Source organism: uncultured Paraglaciecola sp., from assembly GCF_943787955.1.
Lineage (GTDB): Bacteria > Pseudomonadota > Gammaproteobacteria > Enterobacterales > Alteromonadaceae > Paraglaciecola.
In genome coordinates, this window is sequence record NZ_CALSOK010000009.1 from 62,515 (window position 1) to 82,110 (window position 19,596).

The 19,596-nt window shown below is 37.9% G+C and carries 11 protein-coding genes and 2 pseudogenes; all 13 read right to left on the reverse strand.

The window, feature by feature from the left end:
* Window positions 1-6 precede the first annotated feature (6 nt).
* The 13 genes and pseudogenes from Q0Y52_RS07640 to Q0Y52_RS07695 all read right to left on the reverse strand — a co-directional run bounded on the left by Q0Y52_RS07640 (window position 7) and on the right by Q0Y52_RS07695 (window position 19,504).
* Window positions 7-1,905 carry an ABC transporter ATP-binding protein gene (locus Q0Y52_RS07640; protein WP_297820220.1) on the reverse strand — a complete coding sequence of 633 codons (1,899 nt, stop codon included), beginning with the start codon at window positions 1,903-1,905 and terminating at the stop codon, window positions 7-9.
* Window positions 1,902-2,135, reverse strand: a complete 234-nt coding sequence (locus Q0Y52_RS07645; protein WP_297820223.1) for a glutaredoxin family protein — start codon at window positions 2,133-2,135, stop codon at window positions 1,902-1,904. Before Q0Y52_RS07645 ends, Q0Y52_RS07640 begins: the two co-directional genes overlap by 4 nt.
* 15 nt (window positions 2,136-2,150) lie before the next feature.
* Complete coding sequence (gene rlmKL, locus Q0Y52_RS07650; protein WP_297820226.1) at window positions 2,151-4,265, reverse strand: bifunctional 23S rRNA (guanine(2069)-N(7))-methyltransferase RlmK/23S rRNA (guanine(2445)-N(2))-methyltransferase RlmL; 2,115 nt, start codon at window positions 4,263-4,265, stop codon at window positions 2,151-2,153.
* A gap of 142 nt (window positions 4,266-4,407) precedes the next feature.
* Window positions 4,408-4,920, reverse strand: a complete 513-nt coding sequence (locus Q0Y52_RS07655) for a cell division protein ZapC domain-containing protein (protein WP_297820229.1) — start codon at window positions 4,918-4,920, stop codon at window positions 4,408-4,410.
* A 127-nt stretch (window positions 4,921-5,047) separates the two neighbouring features.
* Window positions 5,048-5,603: pseudogene (gene pyrD / locus Q0Y52_RS19435) on the reverse strand (dihydroorotate dehydrogenase (quinone)).
* A 1-nt stretch (window position 5,604) separates the two neighbouring features.
* Window positions 5,605-5,853 carry a hypothetical protein gene (locus Q0Y52_RS19440; RefSeq protein WP_366939261.1) on the reverse strand — a complete coding sequence of 83 codons (249 nt, stop codon included), beginning with the start codon at window positions 5,851-5,853 and terminating at the stop codon, window positions 5,605-5,607.
* A 305-nt stretch (window positions 5,854-6,158) separates the two neighbouring features.
* Window positions 6,159-10,997, reverse strand: a complete 4,839-nt coding sequence (locus Q0Y52_RS07665) for an NAD-glutamate dehydrogenase (protein ID WP_297820232.1) — start codon at window positions 10,995-10,997, stop codon at window positions 6,159-6,161.
* A 297-nt stretch (window positions 10,998-11,294) separates the two neighbouring features.
* On the reverse strand, window positions 11,295-11,516 hold the full coding sequence (locus tag Q0Y52_RS07670; protein WP_297820235.1) for a DUF2835 family protein: 222 nt from the start codon (window positions 11,514-11,516) through the stop codon (window positions 11,295-11,297).
* Between the two features lie 31 nt (window positions 11,517-11,547).
* Window positions 11,548-14,157 (reverse strand): aminopeptidase N, encoded by a 2,610-nt coding sequence (pepN, locus tag Q0Y52_RS07675; RefSeq protein WP_297820247.1) that lies wholly within the window; start codon window positions 14,155-14,157, stop codon window positions 11,548-11,550.
* 62 nt (window positions 14,158-14,219) lie between these two features.
* The gene (nhaC, locus tag Q0Y52_RS07680; RefSeq protein ID WP_297820238.1) at window positions 14,220-15,701 is read right to left on the reverse strand and encodes a Na+/H+ antiporter NhaC; all 1,482 of its coding nucleotides are present in this window, start codon (window positions 15,699-15,701) and stop codon (window positions 14,220-14,222) included.
* A 52-nt stretch (window positions 15,702-15,753) separates the two neighbouring features.
* Window positions 15,754-17,091, reverse strand: coding sequence for a sodium-dependent transporter (locus Q0Y52_RS07685; RefSeq protein ID WP_297820242.1), 1,338 nt, complete (start codon window positions 17,089-17,091; stop codon window positions 15,754-15,756).
* A gap of 64 nt (window positions 17,092-17,155) precedes the next feature.
* Window positions 17,156-19,183, reverse strand: a pseudogene (gene prc / locus Q0Y52_RS07690) (carboxy terminal-processing peptidase).
* A 3-nt stretch (window positions 19,184-19,186) separates the two neighbouring features.
* Entirely contained in the window at window positions 19,187-19,504 is a 318-nt protein-coding gene (locus Q0Y52_RS07695; protein ID WP_297820244.1) for a hypothetical protein, read from the reverse strand.
* Between the last annotated feature and the right edge of the window lie 92 nt (window positions 19,505-19,596).

Sequence of the window (19,596 nt, forward strand, 5' to 3'; positions counted from 1 at the left end):
TTACTATTAGGACATACCTTCAATCTCGTCCCACCTTTCATACGTTTGTTTTAGCATTTTTTCTGAGTCAGCTAAATCTAATAGTACAGGGTCTAATTTTGACGCTTCTTGTGTAAAAAAATCTGGGGCGTTTACTAACTTTTGCAAACTTTCTACTTGAGTTTCAAGCGATTCAATTTTCAAAGGTAATGATTCTAATTCAAGTTGCAACTTATATGATAACTTTTTAACTTTTACTTCAGGCAAACTGTTTTTAGGACTCTGAGTTTGTGATTTAGTTGCAACTGGTGTTAATTTATGTGTTGACTGTTGAGAGTACCAATCACTGATATCGGTACAACCACCTACAAACTCTCTTACTTTGCCATTGCCTTCGAAGAAGTAACTTGATGTCACTACATTATCAACAAATTCCCTATCATGGCTAACCAAAATAACCGTACCAGGGTAATTACATATAGTATCTTCCAGCAGCTCTAATGTTTCTACGTCTAAGTCATTTGTCGGCTCATCTAAAATAAGCATATTGCTCGGTCTTAACATCAATTTCGCTAACAACAACCGATTTTTTTCACCTCCCGATAACGACTTGACAGGAGAATTAACTCTTTCTGGCGTGAACAAGTAGTCTTGTAAATAACTCATGACATGTTTTGTTTTGCCATTAATAGTTACTTCACGTCTACCATCAGCAATAGCGTCAATAACTTTGAGTTCACCATCTAATTGGTCTCGATGCTGATCAAAATATGCCACTTCAAGCTTCGAACCTGATTTTACCACACCAGAGGTTGGAGATAATTGGCCTAATAACAGTTTAATTAAAGTACTTTTACCACAGCCATTCGGACCTACTAAGGCTAATTTCTCGCCTCTTTGAATGGTGGTGGACAGTGATTCTACAATCAGCTTATCGGCAATGATGTAATGCAAATTTTCAGTTTCAAAAACAATTTTTCCTGAACTCTTAGACTCGCTAACACTCACCTTCGCCGTACCTAGCTTATTGGCCCTTTGAGAACGTTCTGTTCTTAGAGCTTTTAAGGCTCGTACGCGACCTTCGTTCCTAGTACGACGGGCTTTAACGCCCTGTCTAATCCACGTCTCTTCAATACTTAGTTTTTTATCAAACAGCGCATTTTGGGTTTCTTCGACTTCTAAATCATGGGCTTTTTGATCAAGGTAGGCCTGATAATTACCAGGATAACTCACCAAATTCCCGCGGTCTAAATCGATTATTCGACTGGCGACTTTTCGAATAAATGCCCTATCATGGCTTACAAATACCACGGCTCCAGCATAACCGATGACGGCATCTTCAAGCCACTTGATCATTTCAATATCAAGGTGGTTGGTAGGCTCATCTAATAAAAGAATATCTGGCTCACTTGCCATGGCCTTTGCTAACGCAGCTTTTCTTCTCCAACCACCAGATAAATTACTCAATTGTTGATTTGGATCAAGCTGAAGCTTAGTTAATACTTGCTGAATGCGCTGTTCTAATTGCCAGCCATTATGGTGATCAAGTTGTTGTTGAAAGAACTCTAATTTTGCCATATTGGCATCAGAAGGATCCTCCGCTATTAGATCCGCTTGGTGAAAATATCCTTTAAGATACTCCCCTACCTCTGCCAACCCTTCTGCCACATAATCAAACAAACTGCATTGAACACTTGCAGGAGGATCTTGTGGCAAACGTGAAATTTTCACTTCTTTGTTGACCAAACGTTGACCGTCGTCTAATTTGATATCTGCTTCAATCACTTTAAGCAGAGTAGACTTACCGCAACCATTGCGGCCAACTAAACATAATCTTTCACCAGGATGAATAACTAGTTCAATACCATTTAATAAAGGGGGATGACCAAGGATGATACTGGCATTTTTTAACTGCAATAAACTCAACGTAAAAACTCACCTAATTGAAAAAAATCGAATGGCCAAGGCAATTCACTATTTATGTCTTCGCGGTATAAAACCGGAATTCGGGCACCATATAAATGGTACAAATCTGGACTATCACGTACATCCACTTTTTTAAGCGTGGAAGCCGCAATTTTGTCTACTTCTTCAAGTAAAGTCTCGGCTTGTATGCAAAGGCTACAACCTTGACCTGTATATAAAATTAAACACATACAGTTTACCACGCTCTATTGTTTAACTAGAGACCAACAATGATGAATTTTCGGATTGCGCTGAAAATCTTCAGGCAATGTTTTCTTCGAAATATCTTCAATGCTCAGTCCTAACTCTTTCAGTGCAACCTCGTCTAACTTAAACTGTCGTAAGTTGTTCGAAAACAAAATTTCACCTCCAGTATTAAGGCAAGTTAACGCATCTGTAATCAATGCAATATGGTCTCTTTGTACATCCCATGTCCCTTCCATTCGTTTTGAATTGGAAAAAGACGGAGGATCAATAAACATTAAATCGTATTTACCATTGTGACGGTTCAGCCAAGTCAAGCAGTCGGCTTGGATAAACTCATAAGCCCCAGTTAACTTATTAATTTTAAAATTCTCTTTTGCCCAATCAATATAAGTATTAGACATATCGACTGTAGTTACAGATTTTGCACCACCTAGAGCGGCATGAACAGAAAAACTGCCAGTGTAGGCAAATAAATTCAGTACGTCTTTAGACTTAGATTTCTGCTGAAATAATTGACGTGTCACTCGATGGTCTAAAAACAACCCTGTATCTAAGTAGTCATATAAATTGACCTGAAACTTTGCTCCGTTTTCAAACACTTCGATTGTTTCTTTACGTTGGGACACTTTCTGGTATTGGTTTGTACCTTTTTGCTGCTCTCTGACTTTAAGAATAATATTGTTGGACTTAATTCCTGTTACCTGAGGCAAAGCCATCATTACTTCTTGTACACGTCTTTTAGCCTTATGTTCAGGCACATCTTTAGGAGCTGAATATTCCTGCACAACTAAGTAGTCTGCATATCTATCCACTGCAACATTATATTCAGGCAAATCAGCGTCATAAATACGATAACAATTGGTGTTTTGATTTTTTAACCATTTATTGGTTTTTACCAAATTTTTAGCTAAGCGGTTAGAAAAGTCATTATTAACTGTTTTATTCTCTCGTACCTGGCAGTTTTTTTCATCCAATTCATAATTAACTAATAAACATTCCAATTTACCGTTCATTAGTTTGTAATCTTTTTTGGCTGCTAATTTCATCTGTCGCAACAAGTCACGGTCAGATGTTAATAACGAAAGATGCCAAGTCTTAAATTCTTGTTTTAACCAACTCCCCCATTTCTGGAAAATTGGAATAAGATTGGTGGTTTCGCTCAACCTTTCACCGTAAGGAGGATTACTGACAATGTAACCGCTAGGCAAATCTGCTGATGGTAAAATACAAGCGTCTTGTTGAGTAAATTTGATTAGGTCTGCAACACCCGCTGATTCAGCGTTTTCTCTGGCAACCGAAATTATCGAACTTTCAATATCATTTGCCCAAATAACACCGTTATGAGTCTGTCTGGCCTGTTCAGCATCTTGTATTAAATTATCCCAGCTAACTTTATCATGTTGTTTCCACGCATCAAATCCCCAAGACTCGCGTTTCAAGCCAGGTGCTACATTTGTTGCCATCATCGCGGCTTCTATCGCAATAGTGCCAGAGCCACACATGGGGTCCAACAATGGTGATAGTATATTTTTAGGCCATCCGCTTCTAATTAGCATGGCACAGGCTAAATGTTCTTTCACCGGCGCGATACCTGTTTTAGAACGATAGTGTCTTTGATGTAGGCTTTGACCGGTTAAATCAATATATACACCCAAGATACTACGCCACATACGGGCTTGGATTCTAATGTTGGGAGATACTTTACTGACAGAAGGACGGACATCGAAAAAAGTCGAAAATTGATCAACTATGGCATCCTTAACTCTTAACCCACCGAATTGGGTATTATTGATGCTTTGATTAGTACCCGTAAAGTCCACCATAAATGTATCGTCTACACCAAAATGAGTTGGCCAATTTGCTTGGTCAGTGACTTTGTACACATCATCTGCAGTATTAACCTCACCCTCGGCAAGCTTGACTAAGACTCGGTTAGCCAAGCGCGACCAGATACAGACTTTATATGCGTCAGCGAGTTCGCCGCTAAACAATACTTGTCCGGGTTTAGATCTTAGTACCACGTCTGGGCATATCTCTGCTATTTCTTCTAATAGCAATCCGTCTAAGCCCTTAGACGTAGTAATTAAAAATTCGAAATTAGTTTCGGACGACATACATAGACTCATAATTTTAAACGGGCGAGATTATACGGTAAATGACGACTAAGCGCATGTTTAATCGACATTTAAAAGACGCGTGATATTTGTTGTTTATATAGTAATCGTTATCTAAAAATAATAAGTAACTTAGAAATAATTATGCAGTTAACTGGGAGCTGGTTTCAGCAAATAATGGTTCAAGACGGTTTTTTGCCAGCTTAATCAAATCAAACTGTTTTAAAAATTTTTTTTCATTAAGTTGTAGCTTTGAAGAGATCAACATACAGGTGGATAAATTGTGTTCATCGGTCAAAACTAATACCGTACCAGAATTAAATTTATTAACGACTCTGGCTAACCTGTGATGAAAACCAAAAGACTCAATCTCATCTAATAACCAACTTTTGGGTGACACAGGTTTGTGAAACATTGTCGCTGCCGTAGCATTAATTAATATATGTGTGAGTTGCGCATCAGAAAATTGCCCACCACTTGCCACTAAATTATCGGCTAATAGTAGATAACACTCCGTATCAGATAAACTAAACAACTGTTGAGACTTTGGTAAATCTATAATCTGTTGTTGTCCATATGCAGTTGTACACTGCCACTGTTCTCCCATAGACAACATAAGTTGACTATTTTCAGAAAACCAATACCAATCTGACATGGGATGCAGCATAAAACTGAATAATCTCTGTAGTTAATAACAATTAAAAAATAACATATGTTTTTGGCCTTTGGGCGATTTATTAACTTTTTAATTAGTCTAAAAGAACCAGATCCATAAAGGATCATTATATAGAGTTCACGATCTCCTTGATCACTTTTGGTCCCCGGTAGATCAATGATGTATACAGCTGGATCAAGTTAGATCCGGCATTGATCCGAGTGTTAGCTGACTCTGCGGAGTGAATACCCCCTACCCCTATAACCGTTATTCTACCTGCAATCGCTTTGACCAACTTTTCAGTCACAGCCTGGCTCTTAGCGGCTAACACAGCACCACTGAGACCTCCCATTTCTTCTGCATATTGTTGACCTAGTACATCGGTTCTATCTAGAGTTGTGTTGGTTGCAATTACGCCATCGATCTTAGCGTTGATCAAAGAATGTGACATGTCGACAATCTCTTGGTCTGAAAGATCAGGCGCGATCTTAACTAAGATCGGTACATATTTATCGTACTGTGCTTGTAATAATTTCTGCTCTTTCTTAAGACCAGATAAAAGTTCATTTAAGGCTTGGCCGTGCTGTAAATTTCGTAAGCCCTGGGGTGTTCGGTGATGAGATGTTGACGGTGACATAACTCGCATGGTTGTACACTTTTCGTAGACAGATTAGAGTAGTCATTCTAATGCGCCTGCTCTTCCGGTGTGTCTTTATTTTTACCAATGTTGATACCCAAGATGCCTGTGTATTTTGCTCGTTTCACATTTTCAATTAGGTTATCTACCCCCTTATTATTAAATCCCATTCGGTTAATAATGGCCTGCACCTTTTGGCAATCGGTAAACATTCTGGGTTTGTCATTGCCCGCTTGTGCTTTAGGTGTGACGGTTCCAATCTCTATGAAAGCCAAACCCCATTGCCGCAAATGCATCAATGCACTCGCCGTTCTTATCTAGACCTGCGGCTAGATCCCACTGGGTTTTTAAACGGTAAGACCAAATGCTTCCACTGGTTTGTCAGGTAAATTTTGTTTATAAACACAATTTAACAGGTTGTTCTGAGTCCGTTTCAGCCAATTAATTGTGAAGTCATGGCTCCACTCAGCATCTTGAGTAAACATTAATTTTTGGATAATGGAATACATAATTTCTCTTTAATCATAAAAAAGCCCTGGCACGTGTAAACGAAAAACAGGGCGTTGTTAACTATAAAGGGCATAAACAATAAGCCCTATAATTAGTGAGTGGCGTTTATGCTCAGAAGCATTAACTCCCTTAGGGCCACTGAAAACTTGGCAAACTCATGAGTACTACTGGTTTTAAATTCAGACATCATATGATACCAGCGATCGAGTAACACTTGGTTATTCTGCATCCAATTATTAAGAATTGATTCTGCATCTTTATTCTTTGGATCGGAAGCTAATAATACTGATGTAATTGACCTTTGTTGCCAATCAAGCTCTTCGCGATAAGAGGCTCGTGCCAATGCTTGCCAATGATTACTCACAGTCTGACTATTTATTTGTTCCAAGAACCAATGTAACTCCAGTTTTGAACCTAACTTAAAGTACAAATTAGATACCAGCTTAATATCACGTTTATCAGTTTCTGCAACTTGAGATAAGTCCATACAAGGGAACATATTGCTAAGAGATGAGACTTTATAAGCGATTGAATCAGGTACGCCAGCATTTGTCAGCTCAAGACACGCGTTTTCAAGTTGTTGATATTCACTTTCTACTAAATAAGTCTGAATATTCATAAATAAATCATTAAAAGTAGAACTATAACTATCAATCGAGTCCTGAATGCTAAGAGTTTTACTACCATGAAGGAGATACCAACGAGATGCGCGTCGCAATGTTCTTCGCATACTGTCGAGCATGTTTAATTGAATATCTGAAGATACTTTATTATCTAAATCTTCAACCTCGTCCCATAAACTTTGCATTCCAAAAATGCCTTTCACTACAGAATAAGCATTTGCTATCTCATCAACACCAGCACCCGTTTCCTCTTGTATTCTAAAGATATAATTCATACCCATATGATTAATGATATTATTGGTTAATTTTGTGGCTATGATTTCGCTTCTAAGAGGGTGCTGTTGCATCTGCGCAGAAAAATTTTGTTGCAGCTTTTTAGGAAAGGCTTTAATCAATAAATTTCCGTGGTAAGGATTGTCAGTAATAGATGTCACATTAAACTTTTCCTTCATGACCATTTTACCATAAGCAATCAATACTGATAACTCTGGACGTGTTAAACCTGAGGACTTCGCTAGTCTCTCAGAAATCTCATCATCTGTAGGAATAAACTCGAGTCCCCTATTTAGGTACCCTTCTCGCTCCAAACCATGAATAAAACGTAACTGCTCTCTAAGTTGTCCGACGCCACCTAATGCGGATATTGATATTGACTGTGTCTGACGATAACAATCTTGGATAACTAATTCGCCAACTTCATCAGTCATTTCATGCAACAGGTTGTTTCGTTGTTTAATGGTTAAATCACCAGCATTAACTAAAGAGTTAAGTAGAATTTTAATATTAACCTCATTATCTGAACAATCTACTCCTCCCACATTATCAATAAAATCTGTATTTACCATACCGCCATTTGTTGCAAATTCTATCCGTCCAAGCTGTGTAGCTCCTAAATTTCCACCTTCACCAATTATTTTAGCTTGTACCTGTTTCCCATTAATTCGCACGTCGTCATTAGCCCGATCACCTACTTGGGCGTGGTTCTCGGAAGTGCTTTTAACATAGGTACCAATTCCACCATTCCAAAGAAGATCAACTGGCATCTGTAATACGTTATGAATAAGCTCATTGGGTGTCATGCTGTGTTGTTTAGTGCCCAGCCACTTCTTTATTTCTGAGGATAGTTTAATTGATTTAGCTGAACGACTGAAGATATCACCACCTTTAGAAATAAGCTTTCTGTCATAATCGTCCCAACTCAACGATGGATTATCAAATAACCGTTTCCTTTCTTTATATGTGGTCTCAGTGTTTGGACTAGGGTCAAAAAAGATGTGTAAGTGGTTAAAAGCACAAATTAATTTAGTGTGAGTAGATAACAACATACCGTTACCAAATACATCACCCGCCATGTCACCTATTGCAACACACGTAAAATCGGTGGTCTGACAATCTTTACCCATTTCTCTAAAATGACGCTTAACAGACTCCCATGCACCTTTTGCGGTAATCCCCATTTTTTTATGGTCGTAACCAATGCTGCCACCTGATGCAAACGCATCACCTAACCAAAAATTAAACTCGTCTGAAATTCCATTTGCAATATCAGAAAACGTTGCTGTACCCTTATCTGCGGCAACAACTAGATAGGCATCTTCGTCATCTAGTCGGACAACATCTTTAGGATGTACAACTTTGCCTTCGACTATGTTGTCAGTGATGTCCAGTAAACTTCGGATGAATATTTTATAACACTCTTGCCCTTCTTTTTGGAAAGCCTCACGCCCCTGACCCATAGGTAAGTTTTTACAAACAAACCCGCCTTTAGCCCCTACTGGCACAATCACAGTATTTTTAACTTGTTGTGCTTTAACTAAGCCTAATATTTCTGTCCTGAAATCTTCTTGTCTGTCTGACCAACGTAATCCACCTCGCGCTACTTTCCCGCCTCTAAGATGCACACCTTCAATACGAGGTGAGTAAACAAAAATCTCAAATTTAGGTCTAGGTAATGGCATCTCTGGAATGAGTTCAGGCAACATTTTGTATGAAACATAAGACTTTTGATTACCCAGTTCATCTTTTTGATAAAAGTTGCTGCGCATAGTAGCCAAAATCAAATCCAGATAACGACAGATAATCCTGTCATCATCTAAATTAGATACGTTTTCTAATTGTTCTTTAATAGTGTTAAGCGTTGTTTCTTCAGCCTTGCTACTACGTTTTGTTTTAGGATCAAACTTTTGTTGGAACAATTGAACCAGTAAATTAGCGATTTTTGGATAGTTTGCTAAGGTATTTGCTATGTAATCACGGCTAAAAGAACTGCCGATTTGACGCATATATTTTGCGTAAGAACGTAAAACAGTTACATTTCTACCGGTTAATCCCGCACCTAATACTAAACGATTAAACGGATCATCTTCTAAGGCGTTATACCAAACTTCTGAAAATGCTGTTTGGAATAACATCTGAGCCTGCCCCATATCCATGTCATTGATGGTGTTATGTAACATGGAGAAGTCCATGATCCAATTAACCTCCTCTTCATTGGGACTTATTTTAAAGGGACTTTCATCTATTACTCGTAAACCGAAGTTTTCAAGCATAGGTAATACAGCTGACAAATGGATAGGCTCATTTTTGTGAAACAGTTTTAATTTTACAGCTTTACTTTCTGGTCCTTCTTCTTGAGGTCGGTAAAACAACATATCTAGAGTATGCTCAGTATTAAGCAATTCTAATTTCTCGATATCAACTAATGCAGCACTGGGCAGATTGTACTCCTTGTAACTGCTTGGAAAAGCATTTACATATCTCTGTTCAAGTTTTTTTCCTTTAGCCTCACCATGATTAGAACGAATAGTGATAGCTAACCTGTCATCCCAGCTTTTATTTAATTCGATGATGTTTTTCTCAATATCCTTCACATTATATTCCGCGTTATTGTTTTTCACTCTGACAATGTAATGCGTTCTAGCATATACCGATTCTGAAAAATAAGTGGTAAATTCAACGTCTTCTTCGCTGGCGAAAGATTGTTTGAGTAGTGCCTGAGTATCTTTTCGTAATTGAGTGTTATAACGTTCTCTAGGTACAAACACCATGCAAGAAATAAAACGACCAAATACATCTTTACGTGCGAACAGCCTAGATATCCCTCGCTCTTGCATCTGAAAAATACCTAATACAATTTTTGCGAGTTCTTTTATGCTGCCTTGTAGTAATTCGTCTCGTGGATAAGTTTCAATAATATTCAAAAAGGCTTTATGCCCATGTGAGCCAGGTTCAAAACCAGACAATTTGGATATTGCGTTGATTTTTTCTTCAAGCACAGGTAACTGTGTAGCACTACTATTATAAAATGAAGCCGAATAAAGGCCGATAAACCTATATTCCCCGATTACCTTACCATCAATGTCAAAACGTTTAATGCCAACGTAATCCAAATAGGCAGGACGATGAACCCTAGACCGTGAATTGGTTTTTGTCAGCATTAAAGGATTGTGACTTAAAGCTTCCTCTCTGGCTGAAGGCGGAATATTCGACAAGACCCTGTCACGATTAGTCTTTGAATTTTTCATCAGGCCTAGACTAGAGTCATTATCAGCAACCCAACGATAATCACCTTTTATCCCCTTAGCACTATAGGAACGGTATCCCATCAATGTGAAATTGTGATCGTTTAGCCATACTAAAAAATTTTCTGTTTGTTTTGTCTGTATTGCAGATATTGGACACTGACTGTATTTAAATTCCTCAATAATTTCTCTTAACCGAGTTCGCATTGGTTGCCAATCTTGTACAGCCATGGACACATCGTTAACCACTGACATCAGCTCAACTGTAAGTTGCTCTAAAGCAAGTTTTGATGTTTGTCTGTCTACTTCAATCATGAAAACAGTTTGCTTAATAACCTCTTTATTTTTACTGGTGTTACTTTCAAAGGAAACTATTGTGTGTTGTTTATCACGCTGAAGTCCAATAGGACAATGCAACAACAAGTGTGCTGTTATGCCCATTTTATTCAGAGCCATTCGCACTGAATCTACTAAAAAAGGCATATCAGTAACTATAATTTCTACGATAGTATGAATTGATTGCCACCCGTGTTTACTAATAGCTGGATTAAAAGCGCGAATAAAAGGAGCATCGCCTTTATAATCAACAAACTGATTCCAAAGACTCAATGTTGCACCGTAAAGGTTATCCTCAACTCGGTTATCTAAATCTTCATATGCGATGTTTTTAAAGAGTATTTTGGAGAAACTTGTAACCTGTTCAACCCGCTCAGGAGCAACTTTTTTATTAATCAATTTATAGACATTTTCAAGTAGAACTGAATGTTGGCTATCTGCAACCGTCATGTGTTTACCTATTTATTTATAAGTTATTAGTAGCAGGAAATTTGTAGTTAACGAGCATGCTAAGGTATTTGTGGTTAGCCATACTAGATTAGACAAAAGACTGAGATATATACAATTTTTAGAAACTCAATTCATATTCTCGCTAAAATTAACATGCAATAATAGACTTATATTTACTTAATTTTAACATTTTTAATAGCTATGCAAATTGAAAGCATAAAAAGGCCCATTAGGGCCTTCAGAGTAGGAATCAATTAAATACTTATGCAAATTTAAATTACAATATTTGATCGCTTCTTAAGAAATCTTTTCAAAACTTTTAATTTTATTATTCTCGTCAATCATCAATCTAAACCTACCATTTATACCAATTGGGCTCACATGGGGTCGTAAATTACTGACCGGTAACTGGACCCTTTTGCCATTGTCAGTTTTTACAACAACGCTATTGACTCCGGGAACATAGAGCTGCTCACATAATTCATACTTAAGCGATAAGGTAAAATAAAACGTCTGCATTGTTCTGTTCTTAATATAAATTCAATGACCATTAGGGCAAACTTTTTGTGATTTTTTCAAATAAGTCCTTACTCAACCCCTTTGTATCACCAATACGCATTAGTTGATGTTGCATAAGTTGTTGTCTGGTTTTATCTACTTTTTGCCATTGAATTAAAGGCGTAATAATACGGGCAGCAATTTGAGGGTTAACTTCATTTAACTTTATCAGGTAATCAGCAACAAATTTATAACCAGAGCCATCAACATTGTGGAATCCAGTCACATTGAAAAAACTAAAGGTACCAATTAATGCTCTCACTCTATTAGGGTTATTAATGGTGAATTGGCTGTGCCCCATCAATATGCTGATGCGCGCAAGTATATCTGACCGATCGGTATTAGCATGTACAGCAAACCACTTATCCAAAACTAAGGGGTCAGCATGCCATTTTTTTTCAAACGCTAACATCAGTTTTTCAAACAAAATCAGATCTCCAAATTGAGCGGCGCCTAAGACGCCCAAAGAATCAGTCATATTATCTGCGTTATCAAATTGATGTATTAAAAGTTGTTCAACATCAGGCTGTTCCGACAGGGTTAAATACTTAAGCGCAAGATTACGCATTTTTCTTTGTTCAACTTGCTTTGATTGGTATTTATAAGGTTGCTTTTCAAACGCTGAATAATGGCTCAACCAATTAACTTGAAATGTTTTAGCTAATGCTTTTAATAATTGTTTTCGTGATTGACTTAATACCTCAATATCGACTGAGTCCATTTGTTGAAACAAAGTCTCAAAACTCGGCAAGGTCAACATCTCAGTTTTTAAAGCCAACGAAATGTCCTTTGCCTCGAATATAGGTTCAAACATTAAGACTGTTTGAGTAATTGAGGCCAACTGTTGCTGTTCAGTTTTATTTGCTAAATTATGAATACAATCACTAAATAATTTTTGGCCAGCATCCCAACGAGCAAATTCATCAGGTGAGCCTAGCATAACGTTACTTAACTGCTGCTGGCTGTATGGATAATTCAGCTTAACAGGTGCACTAAAACCATGGAGCAATGAAGGAATTGGCATTGAATCGACGTTTGTAAATTCGAGGCTTTGTTGGGTGTCAACTAATTCTAAAGTGATTTGCTCTTTACCAGAATCACCCAACATCAGAGGAACAAGTTTATCGTTAAGCAGACTAAATTGAATAGGAATGACTAAGTTCTGTTTTTCTTTTTGCTCGAACGTAGCAGAATGTGTCTGTTGAAATTGAATTCGATACGTTTTTGTACTTGCATCATAAGAGTCTGAGACATCAACTTGAGGTGTACCTGATTGACTATACCAACGCCTAAATTGTGATAAATCTTTATCATTAGCATCTTGCATGGCTTGCACAAAGTCATCACATGTAACTGCTTGGCCATCAAAACGTTTAAAGTACAGTTTGATACCCGCTAAAAATCCTGTTTTACCTAACACAGTAAATAACATTCTGATCACTTCAGAGCCTTTATCATACACAGTAACAGTATAAAAATTATTCATTTCAATTACTTCATCAGGCCTGATGGGGTGTGACATAGCGCTTGCATCTTCAGCAAATTGTCGTTCTCGAATGATTCTTACGTTTTGGATTCGATTAACAATAGGCGAAGACATGTCAGCACTAAATTGCTGATCACGAAACACGGTTAAACCTTCCTTTAAACTTAATTGAAACCAATCACGGCAGGTCACTCGATTACCAGTCCAATTATGGAAGTACTCATGGGCAATAACTGCTTCTATATTAAAATAGTCTTCATCAGTAGCAGTTTGTGCATCGGCTAAGACAAATTTACTATTAAATACATTAAGCCCCTTGTTCTCCATAGCCCCCATGTTAAAAAAGTCGACGGCCACAATCATGTAAATTTCAAGGTCATACTCAAGTCCAAATTCAGTTTCGTCCCACTTCATGGCTTTTTTTAGTGAATCTAGGGCGTGTTGACCTCTACCAAGCATGCCTTTATCTACAAATAATTCTAAGGCTATGGTTCTACCTGACTGGGTAATGAAGCTGTCCTCCAAGAGGTCAAAATCTCCAGCTACTAAAGCAAATAAATAACAAGGTTTTTTAAAGGGATCTGACCACTTTATCCAATGTTTGCCATCGGTTAAGTCACCAGAATCGACCTTATTGCCATTAGAAAGTAAAAAAGGAAAACGTTTCTTATCCGCAATTATTTTGACTTCATATGTTGCTAGTACATCAGGTCTATCCAGAAAATATGTGATCTTTCTAAAGCCTTCGGCCTCACATTGCGTGCAATACGCTCCTGCTTGCAAATATAAACCTTCTAAGCTTGAGTTATCTTTGGGGTTAATAATATTTTCAATACGTAATTCAAATTCATCAATATTGGTGTCAATTGTAAGTGATGTGTCTGTTTGATGATAATTAGAAACATTACTACCATCTATGTGCACAGACGATAACTGAATGCCTTCGCCGTCCAATATAAGGGGTCTAGTATGAATTCCGTTTCTGGTTACCTTAGAAACACAGATCACTTTTGTACTTTTATCAATCAAGGTAAATTCTAGCTGTACGTGATTGATTAAAAAGTCAGGTTGACGGTAGTCACAGCGTTTTTTTACAGCGGGTATAATAGTGGACATCATATCCTCAAAATGGATGAAATTTAATGGGGACTAACAAAACTTACTTACCAGTCAGCAAATTATGTTTTTGCGGTGATTGAAGCTTGTACAACATCAGGAATAGGTATGCGTAAAATTTTAATACCTAAGTAAGCATAAATAATAGCTAACACTGGGTTAATTAAATTAAAAAACGTAAAGAAAATATAATCTAAAGGGTTTACTGCCAAAACACCGTGCATATATACGCCACAAGTGTTCCATGGAATAAGTGGCGATGTTAATGTTCCACCATCTTCTAAACTTCGGGATAAGTTGAGCTGATGTAAGCCACGTTTTTCAAACTCATTTTTATACATTCTACCTGGCATCACAATCGCCATATACTGGTCGGCGGTAATAATATTAGTGCCAATACACGTCAAAATAGTTCTTGTGATCATATCACCTGCGGTGGTGGCGCCTTTTAAAAATGCACTTACCACTCTTTTAAGTAGCCCAATTCTTTCTAATACAGCGCCAAAAGTCATGGCACACATAATTAGCCAGATAGTATTCAGCATACTGGACATACCTCCACGACTTAAAAGGTTATTTAACGTATCACTAGGAGTTGCGAAAGAAACACCATCAAACAATGCTGTCCATACCACTACAATTGAACCTCGAAGAGCGCTATCTCCTTCACCTGATAGACTTGCAATAACTTCAGGTTGGAACACCGCAGCCCATATACCACCTAACAATGCGCCTATAGCAACGGCTGGAAATGCAGGTACTTTTTTAATTGCCAGAGTTAACAAAACCAACAAGGGTATCAACATATGTAAACCCAAATTAAACTCTTGCTGCAACAAGGTTTGCATTTCTTCGATACTACTAGCAGAGTCAGGTAAATCAGCACCTAAACCAATCACTACAAATATAATGAGGGTGATAATAATACTGGGTACAGTAGTCCACATCATGTATTGAATATGTTCAAATAAGTTAGTGCCTGCTATAGCAGGTGCTAAATTAGTTGTCTCAGAAAGTGGTGATATTTTATCCCCAAAATAGGCTCCAGATATAATGGCACCTGCTGTAACCGCTTCAGACATGCCCATACCTATAGATACCCCCATGAGGGCTACACCGACAGTCGCTGCTGTGGTCCATGAGCTACCAATGCTCATGGCAACTATGGCACAAATAAGACAGGTAGCTGCGTAAAACATCGAAGGGTTTAATAAGTCTAAACCATAATATATCAGGGTTGGCACTGTTCCCGCTAACATCCAAGTACCAATAAGTGAGCCTACTGCCAACAGGATAAGAATGGCACCTAACGAACGAGAAATCCCTTTAATAATACCCTGCTCAATATCATCCCAGCTATAACCATTTTTCAAACCAATAATGGCTGCTATACCCATAGCTACTAATAAGGCAATTTGGTTTGGGCCAAAAGAGGAATTATCTTCAAATAAATATACCGACCCCCCCAGTAATACAATCAATATTACAATTGGAATTAGTGCATCAGATAAAGATGCTTCTACTTTTGGTTTTTCAATTGTCATAATGTTTTACAATCCTACAAGGTTTAAATTGGGTTTAATCTTTGTTGTAAGACTAACCCACTATCGAACGGTAAAACATAACAGCTATAACTACTGGACATACAAAGCGAACATACCACGGCCAAATTTTCCAAAACATACTGCGCTCTACCTGTTCACTACCATGTTTTAGTTCGGCTAATATTTGGTCACGTTTCCATACCCATCCAGCAAATACACATAAGACCAGCCCAAGTAAAGGCTGACTATACTTAGTGGTTAAATCTATGACCAATCCAAACAGACTATCCATATTAAATGCAATGGTTGAACTCATAATAAATACTACAAGCGTTAAAAACCACACTGCCCTTTTTCTGCCTATACCTTTACTTTCAACTACATAAGCTACAGGGACTTCAAGCATTGATATTGAGGACGTCAAAGCAGCTATTATCATTAAGGCAAAAAACACAAATGCTACATATATGCCAACTGTACCCATCGTTTCAAATAAAGATGGCAAAACTGCAAAAATTAGGTTGGGGCCTTCGATTAATGCACCGCTATCAGAAAATATTTTAACACCGTTATGGAGTGCTACATACATAGCAGGAATAATCAGCATCCCTGCCAAAATAGCGACGCCGATATCAACTAATGCGACAGAAGCTCCAAGAGTAGGTAAATTTTCTTTTTTACTGACGTAAGAACCATATACCAACATGGTTCCGACACCTAAGGACATAGAGAAGAAAGCTTGTCCCATTGCACTTATCAGCAAATCTGGTTCCATGATCAGACTAAAGTTGGGAAGTAAATAAGCTTTCCAACCCTCAGCCGCGCCAGCTAATGTAGATACATATATAATTAACAAAACAATAATGATAAACAGAGCTGGCATTAATCGAACTGACCATAACTCAATGCCTTGTTTCACTCCTCCAGTAACAATACTGGCAGTTAAACAAAGAAAAACACCAGAAAAAAGAATATCTCTTGTATATGAAGATGATACTAACCAAGTTGAAATTCCATCTTGACCAAGCATATCGCTGATAGTTTGCAGAAAATGGGATAACATCCATCCCGCAACCAATGCATAAAATGACAGAATTAAAGACACAGTTACAAAACCCCACACGCCTGTTGCACGTCCAATATTACTTCCTGATATCTTGCCTAATGCATCCACCATGTTTGATCGAGTGGCGCGACCTATTATTAATTCCGCCATCAGTACTGGGTAAGCTAAAAGAAAGGCTAAAACAATATAAACCAACACAAATGCAGCGCCGCCGTTACTGGCAACTTGGGTTGGAAACCCCCAAATATTGCCTAATCCTACCGCTGAGCCAGCAGCAGCTAGCACAAATCCCAATCGAGATGAAAACTCTCCGCGTACAGCCATGTTGTGCCCTTATTATTATTATTTTTATAAAGAAACAGGCTGCATGAAGCAGCCCGTTATTATTTTATTTATTAATGGCGTACTTGCCCATAGTTAATACATCATATGTAATGTTCGCTGCTTCTTCTAGAAACGGGTCAACAGATTCAAGTATTTCTGGCAAGTCCTCTAAATTTTCAACTTTTTCGAAACCAAGACGGACAAGGCGTTCATTAGTGCGTAAAATATTACGTTGTTCAATTTCTTTTTTCTCTTTTAGGCGTTCTGTTTCAACCAAAGAAATGGTTTTATCTTCTTTTCTGATTTTGTAACGCTCTATATCCTCGATAATGTAGTTGAATTCTTTTTTAGCTCTTTGATTGTATAAATCTGTTAAACCTTTGACCGTATTTTTGTTTTCACCAAATGTGGTGTAATTGGCCCTAGCAATACTGTCCCAAGGTAGTGCATTTTCTTCTTGGCTTTCGCCCCAATCAGCATGGTCTATTACAGATGGAAACAAAATATCTGGAACAACACCTTTATGCTGAGTACTGCCACCGTTTATCCGATAAAACTTGGCTATTGTGAACTGAACACTGCCTAAAGGGTTTTCGTATAAATCATAAATTCTGCCTAATGGACGGTGTTGCTGCACTGTACCCTTTCCAAAGGTCTGTTCGCCTAATATTAAAGCACGATTGTAGTCTTGCATGGCGGCGGCAAAAATTTCTGAAGCTGAAGCACTGTAACGGTCGACTAATACTGTTAATGGACCATCATAAAAGATCTTACCATCTACATCCTTTTCAAGACGAATACGCCCAGCGCCATCACGAATTTGAACCACAGGACCCTTGTCAATAAATAAGCCAGAAAGTAGTGTTGATTCAGTTAGAGAACCACCACCATTGCCTCTTAAATCAACAATAATGCCTCGAACGCCTTGTTCATTCAGACTGTCAATTTCCTTTATAACATCTTTGTGTAAGTTGTTATAAAAAGATGGTATTGAAATTACCCCAATTTTTGATCCTTGTTTGGACCATCTTTAGGAGTGTAAACTTCAGATTTTGCAGCTCGGTCTTCCAACTTTATTTTGTCTCGGGTGAGGCTTACGACTACTGGTACTGTTGACTCAGACGACCCTTTTACTACCTGAAGTTTTACGACGCTACCTTTAGGTCCTTTAATAAGCTCTACTACTTCATCTAAACGCCATCCGATAACATCAACAAACTCATCTTGCCCTTGAGCAACACCTACAATTTTATCTTCAGGTTTAATGTTGTTAGATAAATCGGCAGGACCGCCAGGCACAACACTGCGAATAACTGTATAGTCATCTTCGCTGAGCAAAACTGCACCAATACCTTCAAAAGATAAATTCATTTCCATTTGAAACGTTCTGCGTTGCGTGGAGATAAATAACTAGTATGCGCTTCAATACTTCGCGCAAAAGAATTCATAACAGTTTGAAAAACATCTTCGCTAGAAGTTTGTGTTAAACGTTTAATCGCACGTTCGTAGCGTTTAGTTAATAATTCTTGTGTTTTTGACCAATCTTTTCCTGCTAACTTTAAATTAAGCGCGTCATATTTGACTCTTTGACGCCATAATTCATCTAATTCTTGACTATTTTTGGCCCAGTTAGCCTCTTCACGATCATAAACAATTTGTCATTAGCCAGTTCAAAGTTATATTCTTTTTTTAACAAGCTGAGTGCATATTCGTATCTCTCGGTGCGACGCTGCATATTAAGTTGATAAATTTTATAGGCAATACTTAAGTTACCCCGCTCAATCGCGTCATCAAAATTGACCCTGTAAGCAGAGAAACTTTTAATGTCTTCAGCACTGAATATATTACGATTAAAATCTAAGGAGCGAAGAAATCGATCAAATATTTTAATCGATAATTCATCATCTAAATCAATCTGTTTATAGTGGGAGCGAAGAAATTGCGACGACACTCTTTTTGCTGACGCTACGTGTTGCGACTCTTGAGCCAATTTAGGTAAGTCTTTCACTCCCAAACTGCTCTCTATTGCTATAGAGCTAGAGCTCAATACCAATAAAGATGATGCCACAGATATACGAATTGATTTAATCATCTATTACCTCTTTGAACGAGCCAATCTCAAGTTTTCTAATTGAACTTTGACCACCATTCCTGTATCGAGTTGCACTTGAATACCATCTTTACTGACATCAGTAATAGTTGCAGGCATCGGGCTCTTGCCAATCTTCACTGTCACAGCGGTTCCTGGGACAATATGCTCTCGCTCTAATCTTTCAGCGGGAGGCTGCTTAACTTTAGCTTGTTCTTTGTTAACTACTTTAGTCGTAGTTTTAAACTTAGGCACTTCTTTCTTTTTGTAACTAGGTTTTACATCGGCACCAGCGGCTTTAAGCTCTTTACGCTTTTCTGCCACTTTTGCTTTGCTTCATCAAGTTGCTTTTTTTGCGTGTTCAACGTGTTCATCTTCAATAGCAGCTACATCTTTGCCATCTAAATCAATACGCT